The sequence below is a fragment of the Pseudomonas sp. COR18 genome (genome assembly GCF_048568395.1).
GTDB classification, from domain to species: domain Bacteria; phylum Pseudomonadota; class Gammaproteobacteria; order Pseudomonadales; family Pseudomonadaceae; genus Aquipseudomonas; species Aquipseudomonas fuscovaginae_B.
On the sequence record NZ_CP183808.1, the window covers coordinates 3111259 to 3127262 of the forward strand.

15 protein-coding genes are annotated in these 16004 nt (G+C 64.2%); 6 read left to right on the forward strand and 9 right to left on the reverse strand.

Annotated features, from left to right (window positions below; genetic code table 11):
- The first annotated feature begins 339 nt into the window (after positions 1-339).
- Complete coding sequence (locus ACM62G_RS14305; RefSeq protein WP_054063508.1) at positions 340-1716, forward strand: L-serine ammonia-lyase; 1377 nt, start codon at positions 340-342, stop codon at positions 1714-1716.
- A 552-nt stretch (positions 1717-2268) separates the two neighbouring features.
- On the forward strand, positions 2269-3372 hold the full coding sequence (locus ACM62G_RS14310) for a GlxA family transcriptional regulator (protein WP_017902435.1): 1104 nt from the start codon (positions 2269-2271) through the stop codon (positions 3370-3372).
- A gap of 216 nt (positions 3373-3588) precedes the next feature.
- Here the strand turns inward: ACM62G_RS14310 and ACM62G_RS14315 are convergent, their stop codons facing one another.
- From ACM62G_RS14315 to ACM62G_RS14340, 6 genes are all read right to left on the reverse strand, one after another.
- On the reverse strand, positions 3589-3852 hold the full coding sequence (locus ACM62G_RS14315; RefSeq protein WP_054060901.1) for a hypothetical protein: 264 nt from the start codon (positions 3850-3852) through the stop codon (positions 3589-3591).
- Between the two features lie 381 nt (positions 3853-4233).
- Entirely contained in the window at positions 4234-5397 is a 1164-nt protein-coding gene (locus ACM62G_RS14320; RefSeq protein WP_054063507.1) for a gamma-butyrobetaine dioxygenase, read from the reverse strand.
- Positions 5398-5421: 24 nt separating this feature from the next.
- Complete coding sequence (locus ACM62G_RS14325) at positions 5422-5898, reverse strand: thioesterase family protein (RefSeq protein ID WP_273825286.1); 477 nt, start codon at positions 5896-5898, stop codon at positions 5422-5424.
- 96 nt (positions 5899-5994) lie between these two features.
- The gene (locus tag ACM62G_RS14330) at positions 5995-6960 is read right to left on the reverse strand and encodes an L-carnitine dehydrogenase (protein WP_419737360.1); all 966 of its coding nucleotides are present in this window, start codon (positions 6958-6960) and stop codon (positions 5995-5997) included.
- A 112-nt stretch (positions 6961-7072) separates the two neighbouring features.
- Positions 7073-7960 carry a 3-keto-5-aminohexanoate cleavage protein gene (locus tag ACM62G_RS14335; protein ID WP_054058516.1) on the reverse strand — a complete coding sequence of 296 codons (888 nt, stop codon included), beginning with the start codon at positions 7958-7960 and terminating at the stop codon, positions 7073-7075.
- A 72-nt stretch (positions 7961-8032) separates the two neighbouring features.
- The gene (locus tag ACM62G_RS14340; RefSeq protein ID WP_054058515.1) at positions 8033-8977 is read right to left on the reverse strand and encodes a choline ABC transporter substrate-binding protein; all 945 of its coding nucleotides are present in this window, start codon (positions 8975-8977) and stop codon (positions 8033-8035) included.
- A gap of 194 nt (positions 8978-9171) precedes the next feature.
- Here ACM62G_RS14340 and ACM62G_RS14345 point away from each other — a divergent pair, with 194 nt between their 5' ends.
- Complete coding sequence (locus ACM62G_RS14345; RefSeq protein ID WP_054058514.1) at positions 9172-10116, forward strand: GlxA family transcriptional regulator; 945 nt, start codon at positions 9172-9174, stop codon at positions 10114-10116.
- A gap of 39 nt (positions 10117-10155) precedes the next feature.
- Here ACM62G_RS14345 and ACM62G_RS14350 read toward each other — a convergent pair whose 3' ends face one another.
- The 3 genes from ACM62G_RS14350 to ACM62G_RS14360 all read right to left on the reverse strand — a co-directional run bounded on the left by ACM62G_RS14350 (position 10156) and on the right by ACM62G_RS14360 (position 11949).
- The gene (locus tag ACM62G_RS14350; RefSeq protein ID WP_054058513.1) at positions 10156-10572 is read right to left on the reverse strand and encodes a DUF3010 family protein; all 417 of its coding nucleotides are present in this window, start codon (positions 10570-10572) and stop codon (positions 10156-10158) included.
- 41 nt (positions 10573-10613) lie between these two features.
- The gene (locus tag ACM62G_RS14355; RefSeq protein WP_419737361.1) at positions 10614-11390 is read right to left on the reverse strand and encodes a DUF4239 domain-containing protein; all 777 of its coding nucleotides are present in this window, start codon (positions 11388-11390) and stop codon (positions 10614-10616) included.
- A 157-nt stretch (positions 11391-11547) separates the two neighbouring features.
- On the reverse strand, positions 11548-11949 hold the full coding sequence (locus ACM62G_RS14360; RefSeq protein WP_054058071.1) for a lysozyme inhibitor LprI family protein: 402 nt from the start codon (positions 11947-11949) through the stop codon (positions 11548-11550).
- Positions 11950-12194: 245 nt separating this feature from the next.
- On the opposite strand from ACM62G_RS14360, the gene ACM62G_RS14365 reads away from it, so the two are divergent.
- From ACM62G_RS14365 to dgcA, 3 genes are all read left to right on the forward strand, one after another.
- Positions 12195-13172, forward strand: a complete 978-nt coding sequence (locus ACM62G_RS14365) for a dipeptidase (RefSeq protein ID WP_017903678.1) — start codon at positions 12195-12197, stop codon at positions 13170-13172.
- Between the two features lie 97 nt (positions 13173-13269).
- On the forward strand, positions 13270-13800 hold the full coding sequence (locus tag ACM62G_RS14370) for a DUF5943 domain-containing protein (protein ID WP_003228980.1): 531 nt from the start codon (positions 13270-13272) through the stop codon (positions 13798-13800).
- A gap of 15 nt (positions 13801-13815) precedes the next feature.
- Positions 13816-15876, forward strand: a complete 2061-nt coding sequence (gene dgcA / locus ACM62G_RS14375) for a dimethylglycine demethylation protein DgcA (RefSeq protein WP_054058072.1) — start codon at positions 13816-13818, stop codon at positions 15874-15876.
- Positions 15877-16004 lie beyond the last annotated feature (128 nt).

The following is a 16004-nucleotide window of genomic DNA, read 5'->3' on the forward strand; positions in this document are numbered from 1 at the left end:
GGTGCCTTGCAATCGAGTCGGGATTGATCATGTACCAGCCTGAAAATGTCGCCTACGGGGTGCGTCGTATCCAGTACAGGGGGGGTCGCATCCAGTGTCGATGAGGTCGCTTACAGACTTTTCGTCGAATTTTTCCGTCTCCTGGACGCAAAAAAACCGCGAAAAAAGCCTGTCGGCGGCGTCTGGCGTTGATGGACAAGATTGCGTCGGTACGAGACGACGAGCACCGATCCAAAAGGCTGATGATGTTTTCATCCCGGCGGATCGCGACTTCAGCGTAGCAGCCCCGCCACCGGGCGCCTGGCCGCCCGGCTCCCGTATCCAGAGGACTTCGCAGTCATGGCAATCAGTGTGTTTGACCTGTTCAAGATCGGCATCGGGCCTTCCAGTTCCCACACCGTGGGGCCCATGCGGGCGGCGGCGTTGTTCGTGCAGGCATTGCGCGGGCGCGACCTGCTGGAGCAGGTCCGGCGGGTCGAGGTGCAGCTCTATGGTTCGCTGTCGGCCACCGGTATCGGTCACGGCAGCGACACCGCGGTGATCATGGGGCTGATGGGCGAATGGCCGGACGCGATCGATCCGTCGCAGATCGGCTTGCGCATCGCCACCTTGCGTGAAACCGACACGCTGCTGCTCGACAATCGCCTGCCGGTGCCTTTTATCTGGTCGCGGGACATGCGCCTGCTCGACGAGAACCTGCCGTTCCACCCCAACGCCATGACCCTGGTGGTGTTCGGCGAGGATGGCGAGCTGCACCGCGACACCTACTATTCGGTCGGCGGCGGTTTCGTCGTCGACGAGGCGCAGGCCTCCAGCGGCGTGGCGGACATGGACAGCACCGTGCTGCCCTATGACTTCTCCAGTGCGGTGGAACTGCTCGAACTGTGCCGCAAGCACAATCTGCGCGTGGCCGAACTGATGATGGCCAACGAGCGGGTCTGGCGCTCGGAAGACGAGATCCGCAGCGGCCTGATGAAACTCTGGCGGGCGATGCAGGAGTGCGTCGAGCACGGCCTGCAGCACGAGGGCATCCTGCCGGGCGGGCTGAACGTGCGGCGGCGGGCGGCCAAGCTGCACCGCAGCCTGCAGGAGTTGAACAAGCCGAACGTGATCGGCTCGACCCTGAGTGCGATGGAGTGGGTCAACCTGTTCGCCCTGGCCGTCAACGAAGAGAACGCCGCCGGCGGGCGCATGGTCACGGCGCCGACCAACGGCGCGGCGGGGATCATCCCGGCGGTGTTGCACTACTTCATGAAATTCAGCGAGGCGGTGACCGACGCCAATGTCGTCGACTTCTTCCTGGGGGCGGCGGCGGTCGGCATCCTGTGCAAGAAGAATGCTTCGATCTCCGGTGCCGAAGTCGGCTGCCAGGGCGAGGTCGGTTCGGCCTGCGCGATGGCGGCGGCGGGTCTGGCCGAGGTGCTCGGCGCGACCCCGGAGCAATTGTGCAACGCCGCGGAAATCGGCTTGGAGCACAACCTCGGGCTGACGTGCGATCCGGTCGGCGGCCTGGTGCAGGTGCCCTGTATCGAGCGCAACGCGATTGCCGCGGTGAAGGCGATCAACGCCGCGCAGATGGCCCTGCGTGGCGACGGCCAGCATTTCATTTCCCTAGACCGGGTGATCCGCACCATGCGCGATACCGGGGCCGACATGCATGACAAGTACAAGGAGACTTCGCGCGGCGGGTTGGCGGTCAGTGCGGTGGAGTGCTGATCCTTTAGCGCTGTGCCGGTTCGCGGATGAATCCTGCTCCCACAGGTTTGTGGCGTTCATAATGTCTGTGCTCGCCGCCCTCTTGTGGGAGCCGGATTCATCCGCGAAAGCGCCAGTCGACTCTCCAAAGACTGAAACTGTGCACTAATCGCCCACTCCTCACCGCCCGCGCCACCTTTTGGCGCGTCGCAAACAGATAACTGGGCCGTTGCCGCCCGCCTTGTCGGCAACGCTTCTCAGATACCCTCCAGCGTGCTTGCGGTGACACTCGCGCGCAGCGCTCACTTCGCCCGAAACACAAGTGCTACCGATCTGCTCAAATCCCCGGGGCACGCCGTCTACGCCAGTTTCCAAGGCCATAACCCGTACGTGCGGCAAGGGCTCTACAGACAGGCCGCCATGTCGTTTTCAGGAGTTATTGAATACGCATTCAAGTTTCGGCATGGCAATTGCTCTGTCATCACAAAGCGCCTTTTCCCACAGGGAACAAGAGCCATACAACAAGAGCCTCCGCCTGAGGCCATAACCCGCTTTGTGTGAGGAGATATCGCGATGACGTCGTTCAACTCCGGGGCTCAGCCTCAGAACCGTGCGCCTCAGTCCATCGGCTTCCTGCTGCTGGATAATTTCACGCTCATTTCCCTGGCCTCCGCGGTCGAGCCGCTACGCATGGCCAACCAGTTGTCCGGTCGCGAGCTGTATCGCTGGACTACCCTGAGCGTCGACGGTGGGCAGGTCTGGGCCAGCGACGGCTTGCAGATCACGCCTGACGCGGCCATGCACAAAGCCCCGGCGATGGACACCGTGATCGTCTGCGGCGGCATCGGCATCCAGCGCACGGTGACCCGCGAACACGTCTCCTGGCTGCAGGGCCAGGCGCGCCAGTCACGCCGCCTGGGTGCGGTGTGCACCGGCAGCTGGGCGCTGGCCTGTGCCGGCCTGCTCGACGGCTTCGATTGCAGCGTGCACTGGGAATGTCTGGCGGCGATGCAGGAGGCCTTCCCGCGGGTGGCCATGAGCACCCGTCTGTTCACCCTCGACCGCAATCGCTTCACCAGCTCCGGTGGCACCGCGCCACTGGACATGATGCTGCACCTGATCAGCCGTGATCACGGTCGCGAACTGTCGGCGGCGATCTCCGAGATGTTCGTCTACGAGCGCATCCGCAACGAGCAGGACCACCAGCGCGTGCCACTCAAGCACATGCTCGGCACCAACCAGCCGAAGCTGCAGGAAATCGTCGCGCTGATGGAAGCCAACCTGGAGGAGCCGATCGACCTCGACGAGCTGGCGGTCTACGTCTCCGTGTCGCGTCGACAACTGGAGCGGCTGTTCCAGAAATACCTGCACTGCTCACCGTCGCGCTACTACCTCAAGCTGCGGCTGATCCGTGCGCGGCAGTTGCTCAAGCAGACGCCGATGTCGATCATCGAGGTGGCTTCGGTCTGCGGCTTCGTTTCCACGCCGCACTTCTCCAAGTGCTACCGCGAGTACTTCGGCATTCCGCCACGCGATGAGCGCGTCGGCTCCAACACCGCCCAGCAGGTGGCGATGATGCCGATCCCGCAGGCCATGGTCCTGGCGCCGCTGTCCGGGCCGATGTCGGCCCTGAGCCAGGCGCGCAACGAGTCGACCTTCGCCAGTGTGCGTCTCTAGTTGCCTGTGTGGCTAATTCGCACACTCAACTCCAGGGCCAGGGGTTTGAGTATTCGAATTAACCGTACAGGCCACTAGGCGCGTGATAAGGGACGCTTGCTGAAAGACACCACGCCCCCGGTTTTCCCGAAACCGGGGGCGTTGTCGTCTGGGGCCGCCGTTCCTGCCTGCGCCCACCGATGGTGGGCGGCCATTGCTCTGGGCAATGGCTGGGGATCAGGCGCGTTTTTGCTGCTGGTATTCGGCCAGCGCCGGCAGCAACTGCTTGTCGATGGCCTGGCGCACGGCCGGCAGGATCGTCGCGCTGCTGGTGTACATTTCCTTGACCATCTTGCGCAGCGCGTAGGCGCGGGCATCGTCCAGGCCGCGTACCGCATGTTCGCATGCCTGCTCGGCGGTGGCGCCGGTGGGTACTTGCAGGCCGAGGGACTTGAGCTGGCCCAACAGGTCTTCCTGGTCAATCAGATCTGCGTACATCATGGCGCTTTTCCTATTCAGGTCGGGTCGTGTCTCGATTCTGGTAGCCCACCGGTGTGTCGGCAAGAACAGATTGTCGCGATGTCAGAGATGCCTATGAACATGTCGTTTTCGGCAAAGTCGGGGCCCGGGTGAAGGCGCAAACTGATTTCCAGCAAGGCCAGTCGACGGTTTGGTCACCTTCTCGACGCCACTGCTGAAGACACTCTCTCACCCCGATCCTGTCACGGCTTGATCGGGGTTTTTTTTGCCTGTCCTGTCATTACGCCGCGTTATCGTTCTTCGCGGGCAAGCCCAGCTCCTACAAGGCCTGTGTCGTACATGAATGCTGTGCACGACACCGCCCCGTAGGAGCCGGGCTTGCCCGCGAATGCGCCAGGCCGGTCAGCGCTGCAGCACCAGGATGCGCGACAGCAGTTCATCACGGTCGATGTAGCAGCCCTGGAAATGCCGCGCCCCGCTGGCCGGGTCGAAGGCATGGCGTGCGTGCAGCGTGCGGCGGTTGTCGAAGCACCACAGCTCGCCCGGGTTGAGCCGGCGCTGTACCTGGAAGCGTGCTTCGCGGGTCATGGCGATAAAGCGCCGATAGGCCCGGTACAACACCGGCATTTGCGCCATCGGCGCATCGAACGGCCCGCGCAGGAAGTTCGCCATGCGCACCTCGCTGACCTGGCCGAGACCGTCCAGCGCGATCACCGGTGCCAGGCAGCGATAGTCGCTGTGACGGTCCTTGTTGCGAAACTCCACGGGTATCTCGCTCAGTGCCTGGAACGCCGCCGGATCTTCGCGGCGCAACGCTTCGGCAATGGCGAAACCGTCGACGAAGAGGCTCTCGCCGCCCTTGGCCTCGTTGACCAGGCAATGCAGGAACTGCAGCCCCGGTTGCAGCTCGCGGGTCGGCAGGTCGGTGTGCAGCGGCAGGTTGAAGGCGGTGTAGGCGTTGCTGTCGGCATCGGCCTTGGACTGCACGTTGAACAGCACGCCGAAGTTGGTCTGGCGGATGAACGCGATCAGTTTCGCCACCTCCGCCAGCGAGCCGGGTTCGGTGGGCACGCCACGGACCTGGGTCAGGCCGATGTCGCGCAGCGCCAGCAGCCATTGCAGCAGTGCCTGCGGGTCGGCCTTGAGCTCGGCGTAGTCGAATACCGGCAGTTCCAGGCTGCTGTCCCACAGGCGGCTTTTCGGCTTGCCGGCCTGGCGCTCGGCACGTGAGGCGTCATCGTAGGCGTGGGCCCGCAGCCAGCCCGGATCGAAGCGGCTGGCATGGCCGTCCTGCCAGTCGATACACAGGCAGCCGGTGTCGTCGATGCGCGCTGCGGCGGGGGCCAGATCCTCAGGCACGTCGACGATCTCCAGCACCTGCTCGCGGGTCACCGTGTACACGCACTGCGGGCACGGGCAGTTGTCCCGCAGCCATGGGTGATGGAAGGGGCTGACCCGGCCATCGGCCCAGCTCACCCGGACCTGGTCCGCCAGCGTTTGCACGGCGGTCAGGGCACTGATCAGCGGATAACGACGGTAGTCGGCAAAAGCGGCGGCGGTGTTCACGGCGAGCTCCTTTTCGTTGTGTGGTTATCTCTTGCCTGGCAGTGCGATCACCCGGCCGATGTACTCGGGCAGTGGCAGCTCGCTCTGTTCGTCGAGCAGGGCTTGCAGGCGTTCCAGCACGGCTTCGCTGAACGGCGCCGAGCGCGGGCCGGCGAGGTCGACGTGGAGCAGCATCTGCTCGTTGCCGGCCAGCTCCTTGTCGCCGCCCACCAGGTGCAGGCTGTGGTAGAGGTGCAGGCGCTTGGCGTCGTGGGCGATGATCCGGGTGTGCACCTCGACCTGGGCGCCGAGTTTCACCTCGTGCAGGTAGTTCAGGTGCAGTTCCAGGGTGAACAGCGAACTGCCAGTGGCTTCGCGGTTGTCGCTGTCCAGGCCCAGGCGGTCCATCAGGGCATCGGTGGCGTAGCTGAAGATCAGCAGGTAGAAGGCGTCACGCAGGTGGCCGTTGTAGTCGACCCAGTCGGGAATGACGGTGGTGGTATAGGTGGTGAGGTGGGGCATGTGCAGGCTCCCGAATGTGAATGGATCGCAGTGGGTGTCGTCAGGGCGGGCGCTTTCGCGGGCTCGCCCGCGAAAGCGCCCCCGGCCCCGCTGAACTTACTCGCTGAAGCTCATGCCATGTTTGGCCTTGGTGCTCTTTACCGCATCCAGCACCGCCAGCAGGCAGTCATCGCGATAGCGCTCCAGCGCCGAAATGCTGTGGCGGCCCAACTGCTCGCTGGTGCCCTCGACCACGTCGTCGATCAGCTTGTCGGTCAGTTCCGGCGCCGGCAGGTAGGTCCACGGCAGTTGCAGGGCAGGGCCGAACTGGGCCATGAAGTGGCGCATGCCGGCATCGCCACCGGCCAGGGTGTAGGTCAGGAAGGTGCCCATGAACGACCAGCGCAGCCCGGCGCCGAAGCGGATCGCGTCGTCGATTTCGCCGGTGCTGGCAACGCCGTCGTTGACCAGGTGCAGCGCCTCGCGCCACAGCGCTTCGAGCAGGCGGTCGGCGATGAACCCTGGGACTTCCTTGCGCACGTGCAGCGGGCGCATGCCGAGGGATTCATAGACCTTGATCGCCGCCTGCACGGCTTGCGGCACGGTCTGCCTGCCGCCGACCACTTCCACCAGCGGCAGCAGGTACACCGGGTTGAACGGGTGGCCGACCACGCAGCGTTCCGGGTGGGTGGCGCCTTCGTAGAACTCGCTGGGCAGCAGACCCGAGGTGCTGGAGCCGATCAGCGCGTTGGGCTTGGCCGCGGCGCTGATCTTGGCGTGCAGCTCGAGTTTCAATTCCAGGCGTTCCGGGGCGCTTTCCTGGATGAAGTCGGCGTCTTTCACGCATTCCTCGATGGTGGCGACGAAGCGCAGGCGGTCCTGGGAGGCACCGGGCGCCAGGCCCTGCTTCTCCAGGGCGCCCCAGGCGTTGGCGATGCGCTTGCGCAGGGCCGCCTCGGCGCCGGGTGCCGGGTCCCAGGCGATCACGTCGAGGCCGTGGGCGAGGGCGCGGGCGACCCAGCCGCTGCCGATGACGCCGCTGCCGAGGGCAGCGAAGGTTTTGATCTCAGTGATAAAGCTCATGACGAATTCCTGCGCAATTGGAGGTATGGCAATAAGGTTCCTTGTAGGAGTGGCCGGCCGACGCTCCTACAGGTTTTGCGGTGTTCTGTCGGAACAGGCGTGTATCAGCGGCTCAGCCGCGCTTGGCCAACCCCATCTTCGCCCGGCCCTCGGCCGGGGTCAGGACGCGGGCGCCCAGGCGGCTGAGGATTTCCGTGGCCCGCTCGACCAGTTGGCCGTTGGTCGCCAGCACGCCCTTGTCCAGCCAGAGGTTGTCTTCCAGGCCGACCCGCACGTTGCCGCCCAGCAGCACTGCCTGCGCGGCCATCGGCATCTGCATGCGGCCGATGCCGAAGCCGGCCCAGACCACGTCCGGCGGCAGGTTGTCGACCATGGCCTTCATGGTGGTGGTGTCGGCCGGTGCGCCCCATGGGATGCCCAGGCACAGCTGGAACAGCGGGTTGTCCAGCAGGCCTTCCTTCATCATCTGCTTGGCGAACCACAGGTGGCCGGTATCGAAGATCTCCAGCTCGGCCTTCACCCCCAGTTCCTGGATACGCTTGGCGCCGGCGCGCAGTTGCGCCGGGGTGGAGACGTAGATGGTGTCGCCGTCGCCGAAGTTGAGGGTGCCGCAGTCCAGGGTGCAGATTTCCGGCAGCAGGGCCTCGACATGCGCCAGGCGGGTCAGCGGACCGACCAGGTCGGTATTCGGGCCGAACGCCATGGGGTTCTCGCCGGCGCCGATTTCCAGGTCGCCGCCCATGCCGGCGGTGAGGTTGACGATGATGTCGACGTCCGCCTCACGGATGCGCTCCATCACTTCGCGGTACAGCGCCACGTCGCGGCTGAACTTGCCGGTTTCGGGGTTGCGGACGTGGCAGTGCACCACCGTGGCGCCGGCCTTGGCCGCCTCGACGGCCGCCGCGGCGATCTGCTTGGGCGTGACCGGCACGTGTGGGCTCTTGGCGGTGGTGTCGCCAGCACCGGTGAGAGCGCAGGTGATGATGACGTCGTGGTTCATGGTGCGGGTTCCTTACAGGCGTGGTGGTTCACACCGCAGCCGACAGGGCTGCGGGGGATGATGGGTATCGGGTTACTGGCTGGTCAGCTGCAGGTTCCCGGCGGCCGGGCGGCCATCGAAAGTGGTCACCCCCTGCAGCCAGCGGGCCTGGTCCTGCGGGTGGTCCTTGAGCCACTGGCGGGCCGATTCGAGCGCGTCCTTGTGGTCGAGCAGCGGTTGCATCATCCGGCTCTCGTCCTCGGCGCTGAAGGTCAGGTTGGTCAGCAGGCGGTTGATGTTCGGGCACTGCTCGGCGTAGGTCGGCGAGGTCACGGTCCACACCGTCGCCATGCCTTCGTTCGGGCCCAGGGCATCCTCGCTGCCGGTGAGGTAGGTCATCTGCACGTTGACGTTCATCGGGTGCGGCGCCCAGCCGAAGAACACCACGGCCTCCTTGCGCCGCACGGCGCGGTCGACGGCGGCGAGCATGCCGGCCTCGCTGGACTCCACCAACTGGAACTTGCCGAGGCCGAACTGGTTCTTGGCGATCATCGCCTTGATCTGGGTATTGGCGCCCGAACCCGGCTCGATGCCGTAGATCTTGCCGCCCAGCTCCTTCTCGAATTTGGCGATGTCGGCGAAGGTCTTCAGGCCCTTGTCGGCCAGGTAGGTGGGCACCGCCAGGGTCGCGCGGGCGTCCTTGAGGCTCGGTTCGGCCAGCACCTTGACCTGCCTGGCGTCGACGAACGGGGTGATGGTCTGGGTCATCAGCGGGTTCCAGTAGCCGAGGAACAGGTCCAGGCGCTGGTCGCGGATGCCGGCGAAGATGATCTGCTGGGAGGCGCTGGTCTGCTTGACCTGGTAGCCGAGGCCTTCGAGCAGCACCTGGCTCATGGCGCTGGTGGCGATCACGTCGGTCCAGTTGACCACGCCGAGGCGGACGTTCTGACAGGAGGCCTGGTCGGCGGCCATCACGCTGGCGTTCAGGAGCGCGGCGCCGGTGAGTGCGAGTGCACAGCGGCTGATCAGTCGTTTCATGCGGGTATCCTCGGCAGGTCGTTATTGTCGGTTCCGGCGTCTGATGCGCCGGTGATGCTCAAGTTACGCAGCCTGGGTGATCTGAAAACGCCCTACGGCGACCGACTCTTGCACTGCGGCGACCAGCGCTATTGCTCCTGCCTGCGAACTGGCGTATCACAGCGACAACGCTACCCGTCTTGCGAGTGCGCTCCATGTCCCAGGATCTCTATTTCTTGTTGATGCCAGGTTTTTCGGCGATGGGCTTCATCTCGGCGATCGAACCGCTGCGCGTGGCCAATCGCTTTCGCGGCGAGCTGTATCGCTGGCACGTGCTGAGCGCGGATGGCGGCGCGGTGCTGGCGAGCAACGGCATGTCGGTCAACGCCGACGCGGCATTGGAACCCCTGAAGAAAGGTGCGACCCTGCTGGTGGTCGCCGGCTTCGAGCCGCTGAAATTCGTCACCCCGGCCCTGGAGCACTGGTTGCGCCGCCTGGACGGCGAGGGTGTCACCCTCGGCGGCATCGACACCGGAAGCGTGGTGCTGGCCGAGGCCGGCCTGCTTGAGGGCCATCGGGTGACGTTGCACTGGGAGGCACTGGAGGCGTTCAAGGAGTCCTATCCACAGTTGGAAGTGACCCAGGAACTGTTCGAGATCGACCGTCGGCGGATCACCTGTGCCGGCGGTACGGCGTCGATCGACATGATGCTCGACCTGATCGGCCAGGCCCATGGCCCGGAACTGGCGATCCAGGTGTCGGAGCAGTTCGTGCTCGGGCGCATTCGCCCGCGCAAGGACCACCAGCGCATGCAGATCGCCACGCGTTACGGCATCAGCAACAAGAAGCTGGTGCAGGTGGTCGGCGAGATGGAGCAGCACATGGAACCGCCCCTGAGCACGCTGGAGCTGGCGCAGTCGATCAAGGTGACACGACGCCAGCTGGAGCGGCTGTTCCGCCTCCACCTCAAGGACACCCCGAGCAACTTCTACCTGGGCCTGCGCCTGGAAAAGGCCCGGCAGTTGTTGCGCCAGACCGACATGAGCGTGCTGGAGGTGAGCATTGCCAGTGGCTTCGAGTCGCCGTCGTACTTCACCCGCAGCTACCGGGCCCGGTTTGCCCAGTGCCCGCGCGAGGACCGGCGGGCGCTCAAGGTCTAGCGGCGTGCTGTGGAGCCGGCGGTGCGCCGGTGCCCGGCGCTACTTCTTCAGCAGCGCCGCACAGGCCGCCTTGTAGGCTTCGTGCTGGTACTTGTTCAGCGTGCCCGGCAGATCGAAACCGTGCTTCTTGTGCTGGGCATTGAGGGTCTGCGGCGACAGCAGCGTCACTTCGCAGTGGTCCAGCAGTTGCACGATGCCCTCGATCTTGAAGGTGGTCGGCCCGCCGGCGAACTCGCCTTTCTTACTGCGTTTCCTGATGGCGATGCGAGTGATGCCATTGGCCTCGACGAACGCCCGCAACTGGCTGGCGAAGGCCCTGACGTTGGCAGCTTCGTCATCATCGTCCAGGGCGATCTTCCTGACGCGGGTTGCAACATGTTCGGGGCTCGTACCCTGCAGGGTGGCGAGGGCGAAGATGGCTTCGCTGCCCTTGATTTCGATACCGCAGATAGTCATTTGAATCCTTAGTAGCCCGTTTGGGGCCTTCCAGGGGGAGGTCAATGCATGCTTCTACGCAAATCCAGCATGATCTTGTCGAAGTAGTCGACCCGGATGATACCCAACCGCGGGAACTCGAAGTCGAGAATCACGTAGAGCACGCAGACCATCACCAGCGCATAACCGAAGATGTGCAACCAGTTGTGCCGGGCGCTGCCGGCCATGCCGTAGCCGATGAACAGGGCGCTGACCTGGGTCAGCGCGATCAGCATCAGGTAGATGATCAGTGGCGGGTGGGTTTCCAGGGCCACGCTGCGGGTGGTGGTGATGTCGATCATCGCGTTGAGCGCCTGCAACAGGCTGACGCCCAGGGTCGGCGTCGGCATCTGTTGCAGGCCGGCGATCGCCTGCTTCCAGATCTCCTGTTGCAAGGCACTGGCCCGGGCATTCTCGCGGCTGGCCAGGTCGATATCGGTGAGGTCGCGATAGTAGGCGATGCGCGCATCCACATAGTCGCGAAAGGCCTGGCGCAGGGCCGGTTGGCTGGCCGGCGGCAGCAGGTCCAGGCGCAGCCAGGCGGTGCCCATGGCGTTGGTTTCCTCGACGATCAGCGTGCGCCGGGTGTCCATGCGCGTGGCCGCGCCGGAGAAGGTGAAGGCGATCAGCAATGCCAGCAGGCCGAACACCGCGCCCTCGATGGCACCGATGCCGGTGCGCGCGCCGTCGGGGTCGGCGGCCAGGTGTCGGGCGCCGACCCGCCGGCCGACCTCGATGAACAGCACGATGGCAACGAAAATGAGCAGGGCATACAGCGGAATGGCTGAGAGTGAGCGCATACGAAAATCCTCTGATTATCGTGGTCGACTCGCCTGTACAGCCGGTTCAGGGCTTGAGTGGTTGCCTATCAGTTAAGTTTCGTCGTGGGGCTTGTCAAGGCGCCGGCCGCAAACGGCCAGCCCGGGCCGGGCACCGACCTGTCGATGCCCATGCGCGTCATTCCTGCAGCAGCGATTCGAGAAACTCCGAGCGTTCGTCGCTCTTGCTCGCCAGGCAGTCGTTCAGGTCGATGTTGTACTGCTTGCTGCCGACCTTGGCCGGCAGCGGCGCAATGGCGCAGTCGGCGTCGCGCGACTGGGTCCAGAGCTGCTGGGCCTTTTGCAGCCTGGCGGTGATGTCGGTCTGCTCGGCCTTCTTGCTGGCGTATTGCGACGTCACCCGATCCAGCAGCGCCTGGAAGTTGTCCTTGAGCAACTGATCGGCGGTGTTCTTGTTGTAGGTGGCGCATTCCAGGGTCTGCTGGTCGTCCGCAACCGCATCGCACGGCGAGTTGTCGGTGTCTTCAGCCGCATGCACACCCACGCTGACAAGGGCCAAGGCCAGGAAAATCGATTTCATTACGGCGTCCTGAAGCTGATGGGAGAACGGTAAACGGCAATTCTGTCTCATGCCGAATGCAAAGAATAGTCGTACAACGATAAGTGCTGGAGCCTACTGTCTTGACGCCCTTTGTCGCGGATTGACGCTTTCGGCAATTCCCCTGTCGTTTTTGCACCCGGCTCCGACAGGCCCTGGGCATATGCTGGGTCCAAAGCGCCGGCAGACGATTCGGCGCATGAATTGCCAATAAAGGGGACAGCCTGATGAGCCCAGCCGAGTTACACGCCGACAGCATCGTTATCGACGGGCTGATCATTGCCAAATGGAACCGCGAACTGTTCGAGGACATGCGCAAGGGCGGGCTGACCGCCGCCAACTGCACCGTGTCGGTCTGGGAGGGCTTCCAGGCTACCGTCAACAGCATCGCCGCCAGCCAGAAGCTGATCCGCGAGAACAGCGACCTGGTGATGCCGGTACGGACCACCGCCGACATCCGCAAGGCCAAGGAACTGGGCAAGACCGGCATCCTCTTCGGCTTCCAGAACGCCCATGCGTTCGAAGACCAGATCGGCTACGTGGAGATCTTCAAGCAACTGGGCGTGGGCATCGTGCAGATGTGCTACAACACCCAGAACCTGGTCGGCACCGGCTGCTACGAGCGTGACGGCGGCCTGTCGGGCTTCGGTCGCGAGATCGTCGCCGAGATGAACCGTGTCGGCATCATGTGTGACCTGTCCCACGTCGGTTCCAAGACCAGCGAGGAAGTCATCCTCGAATCGAAGAAGCCGGTGACCTACTCCCACTGCCTGCCTTCGGGCCTGAAAGAGCACCCGCGCAACAAGTCCGATGCGGAACTGAAGTTCATCGCCGACCACGGCGGCTTCGTCGGTGTGACCATGTTCGCGCCGTTCCTGGCCAAGGGCATCGACTCGACCATCGACGACTACGCCGAAGCGATCGAGTACGTGATGAACATCGTCGGCGAAGACGCCATCGGCATCGGTACCGACTTCACCCAGGGCCATGGCCAGGACTTCTTCGAATACCTGACCCACGACAAGGGCTACGCCCGCCGCCTGACCAGCTTCGGCAAGATCATCAACCCGCTGGGCATCCGTACCGTGGGCGAGTTCCCCAACCTCACCGAGACCCTGCTCAAGCGCGGTCACAGCGAGCGCGTGGTGCGCAAGATCATGGGCGAGAACTGGGTCAACGTCCTCAAGGAGGTCTGGGGCGAATAACCCCCGACGACGTCCTTTTTTTGCTGATTTCCCCTGCGCGCCGGTCGCGCAGGGCGTACGCGGCCAGCCGCAAACAATGAATTCTGGAGTGTTTCCCATGGCTAAAATCGCCCCGCAACTGCCCATTGAAGTCGACAGCGAGACCGGTGTCTGGACCTCTGACGCATTGCCGATGCTCTACGTGCCACGCCATTTCTTCGTCAACAACCACATGGGTATCGAAGAAGTGCTGGGCGCCGAAGCCTATGCCGAAATTCTCTACAAGGCCGGCTACAAGTCCGCCTGGCACTGGTGCGAAAAGGAAGCCGAATGCCACGGCCTGGAAGGCGTCGCGGTATTCGAACACTACATGAAGCGCCTGTCGCAGCGCGGCTGGGGCCTGTTCAAGATCCAGGACATCGACCTCGACAAGGGCACCGCCAGCGTCAAGCTCGAGCACTCGGCGTTCGTCTACGTCTACGGCAAGGTCGGGCGCAAGGTCGACTACATGTTCACCGGCTGGTTCGCCGGCGCCATGGACCAGATCCTGGCCGCCCGTGGCAGCAAGATCCGCACCGTGGCCGAGCAGGTCTATGGCGGTTCCGAAGAGGGCCACGATGATGGCCTGTTCACCGTCAAGCCGCTGTAAGTCGAGGATCGCATCATGGCTTTCGAAGCAATGTTCCAGCCGATCCAGATCGGCAAGCTGACCATCCGCAACCGCGTGCTCAGTACCGCCCACGCCGAGGTGTATGCCACCGACGGCGGGATGACCACCGACCGCTATGTGAAGTACTACGAGGAAAAGGCCAAGGGCGGCATCGGCCTGGCGATCTGCGGCGGATCGTCGGTGGTCGCCATCGACAGCCCGCAGCAGTGGTGGAGCTCGGTGAACCTGTCCACCGACCGCATCATCCCGCACTTCCAGAACCTGGCCGACGCCATGCACAAGCATGGCGCCAAGATCATGATCCAGATTACCCACATGGGTCGTCGCTCGCGTTGGGACGGCTACCACTGGCCGACCCTGATGTCGCCCTCGGGCGTACGGGAGCCGGTGCACCGCGCCACCTGCAAGACCATCGAGCCGGAAGAGATCTGGCGGGTGATCGGCAACTATGCGCAGGCGGCCCGCCGTGCGAAGGAAGGCGGCCTGGACGGCGTCGAACTGTCCGCCGTGCACCAGCACATGATCGACCAGTTCTGGAGCCCGCGGGTCAACAAGCGGACCGACGAATGGGGCGGCAGCTTCGAGGGCCGGATGAAGTTCGGCCTGGAAGTGCTCAAGGCCGTGCGCAAGGAAGTCGGTGACGATTTCTGCGTCGGCATGCGTATCTGCGGTGACGAGTTCCACCCGGACGGCCTGTCCCACGAGGACATGAAGCAGATCGCCAAGTACTACGACGACACCGGCATGCTCGATTTCATCGGCGTGGTCGGCTCGGGTTGCGACACCCACAACACCCTGGCCAACGTCATCCCGAACATGAGCTTCCCGCCGGAGCCGTTCCTGCACCTGGCTGCCGGTATCAAGGAAGTGGTCAAGGTTCCGGTGCTGCACGCGCAGAACATCAAGGACCCGAACCAGGCCACCCGTATCCTCGAAGGCGGCTACGTGGACATGGTCGGCATGACCCGCGCGCACATCGCCGACCCGCACCTGATCGCCAAGATCAAGATGGGCCAGGTCGACCAGATCAAGCAGTGCGTCGGTGCCAACTATTGCATCGACCGCCAGTACCAGGGCCTGGATGTCCTGTGCATCCAGAACGCCGCCACCTCCCGTGAATACATGGGCGTGCCGCACATCATCGAGAAATCCACCGGGCCCAAGCGCAAGGTGGTGATCGTCGGTGCCGGCCCGGCCGGCATGGAAGCCGCCCGCGTGGCGGCCGAACGGGGCCACGACGTGACCCTGTTCGAGAAGAAGGACAGCATCGGTGGCCAGATCACCACGGCGGCCAAGGCGCCGCAGCGTGACCAGATCGCCGGTATCACCCGCTGGTTCCAGCTGGAACTGGCCCGGCTGAAGGTCGACCTGCGCCTGGGTACCGCCGCCGACATCGCGACCATCCTCGACCTGCGTCCGGACATCGTCGTGCTGGCCGTCGGCGGGCATCCGAACCTGGAGCAGAACGAACACTGGGGTGCCGCCGAAGGGCTGGTGGTCAGCAGTTGGGACGTGCTCGACGGCAAGGTCGCGCCGGGCAAGAACGTGCTGGTCTACGACACCATCTGCGAATTCACCGGCATGTCGGTGGCCGACTTCCTCGCCGACAAGGGCAGCCAGGTCGAGATCGTCACCGATGACATCAAGCCGGGCGTGGCGATCGGCGGTACGTCGTTCCCGACCTACTACCGCAGCATGTACCCCAAGGAAGTGATCATGACCGGCGACATGATGCTGGAAAAGGTCTACCGCGAGGGCGACAAGCTGGTGGCGGTGCTGGAGAACGAATACACCGGTGCCAAGGAGGAACGGGTGGTCGACCAGGTGGTGGTGGAGAACGGCGTCCGTCCGGACGAAGCGCTCTACTACGGGCTCAAGGACGGTTCGCGCAACAAGGGCCAGATCGACGTCGAGGCGCTCTTCGCGATCCAGCCGCAGCCTTGCCTGAGCCAGTCCGGCGACGGCTACCTGCTGTTCCGTATCGGCGACTGCGTGGCCCAGCGCAACACGCATGCGGCGATCTATGACGCGCTGCGTCTGTGCAAGGATTTTTGACGGCATCACACCATCACCTGTGGTGCGGGGCGGGCTTGATACCGAAAACGCCGCGTAACCTGTAGGAGCAGGGCTTGCCCGCGAATGCGTCCTTGAGGTCGCCAAAAGCTTCGCGGGCAAGCCCTGCT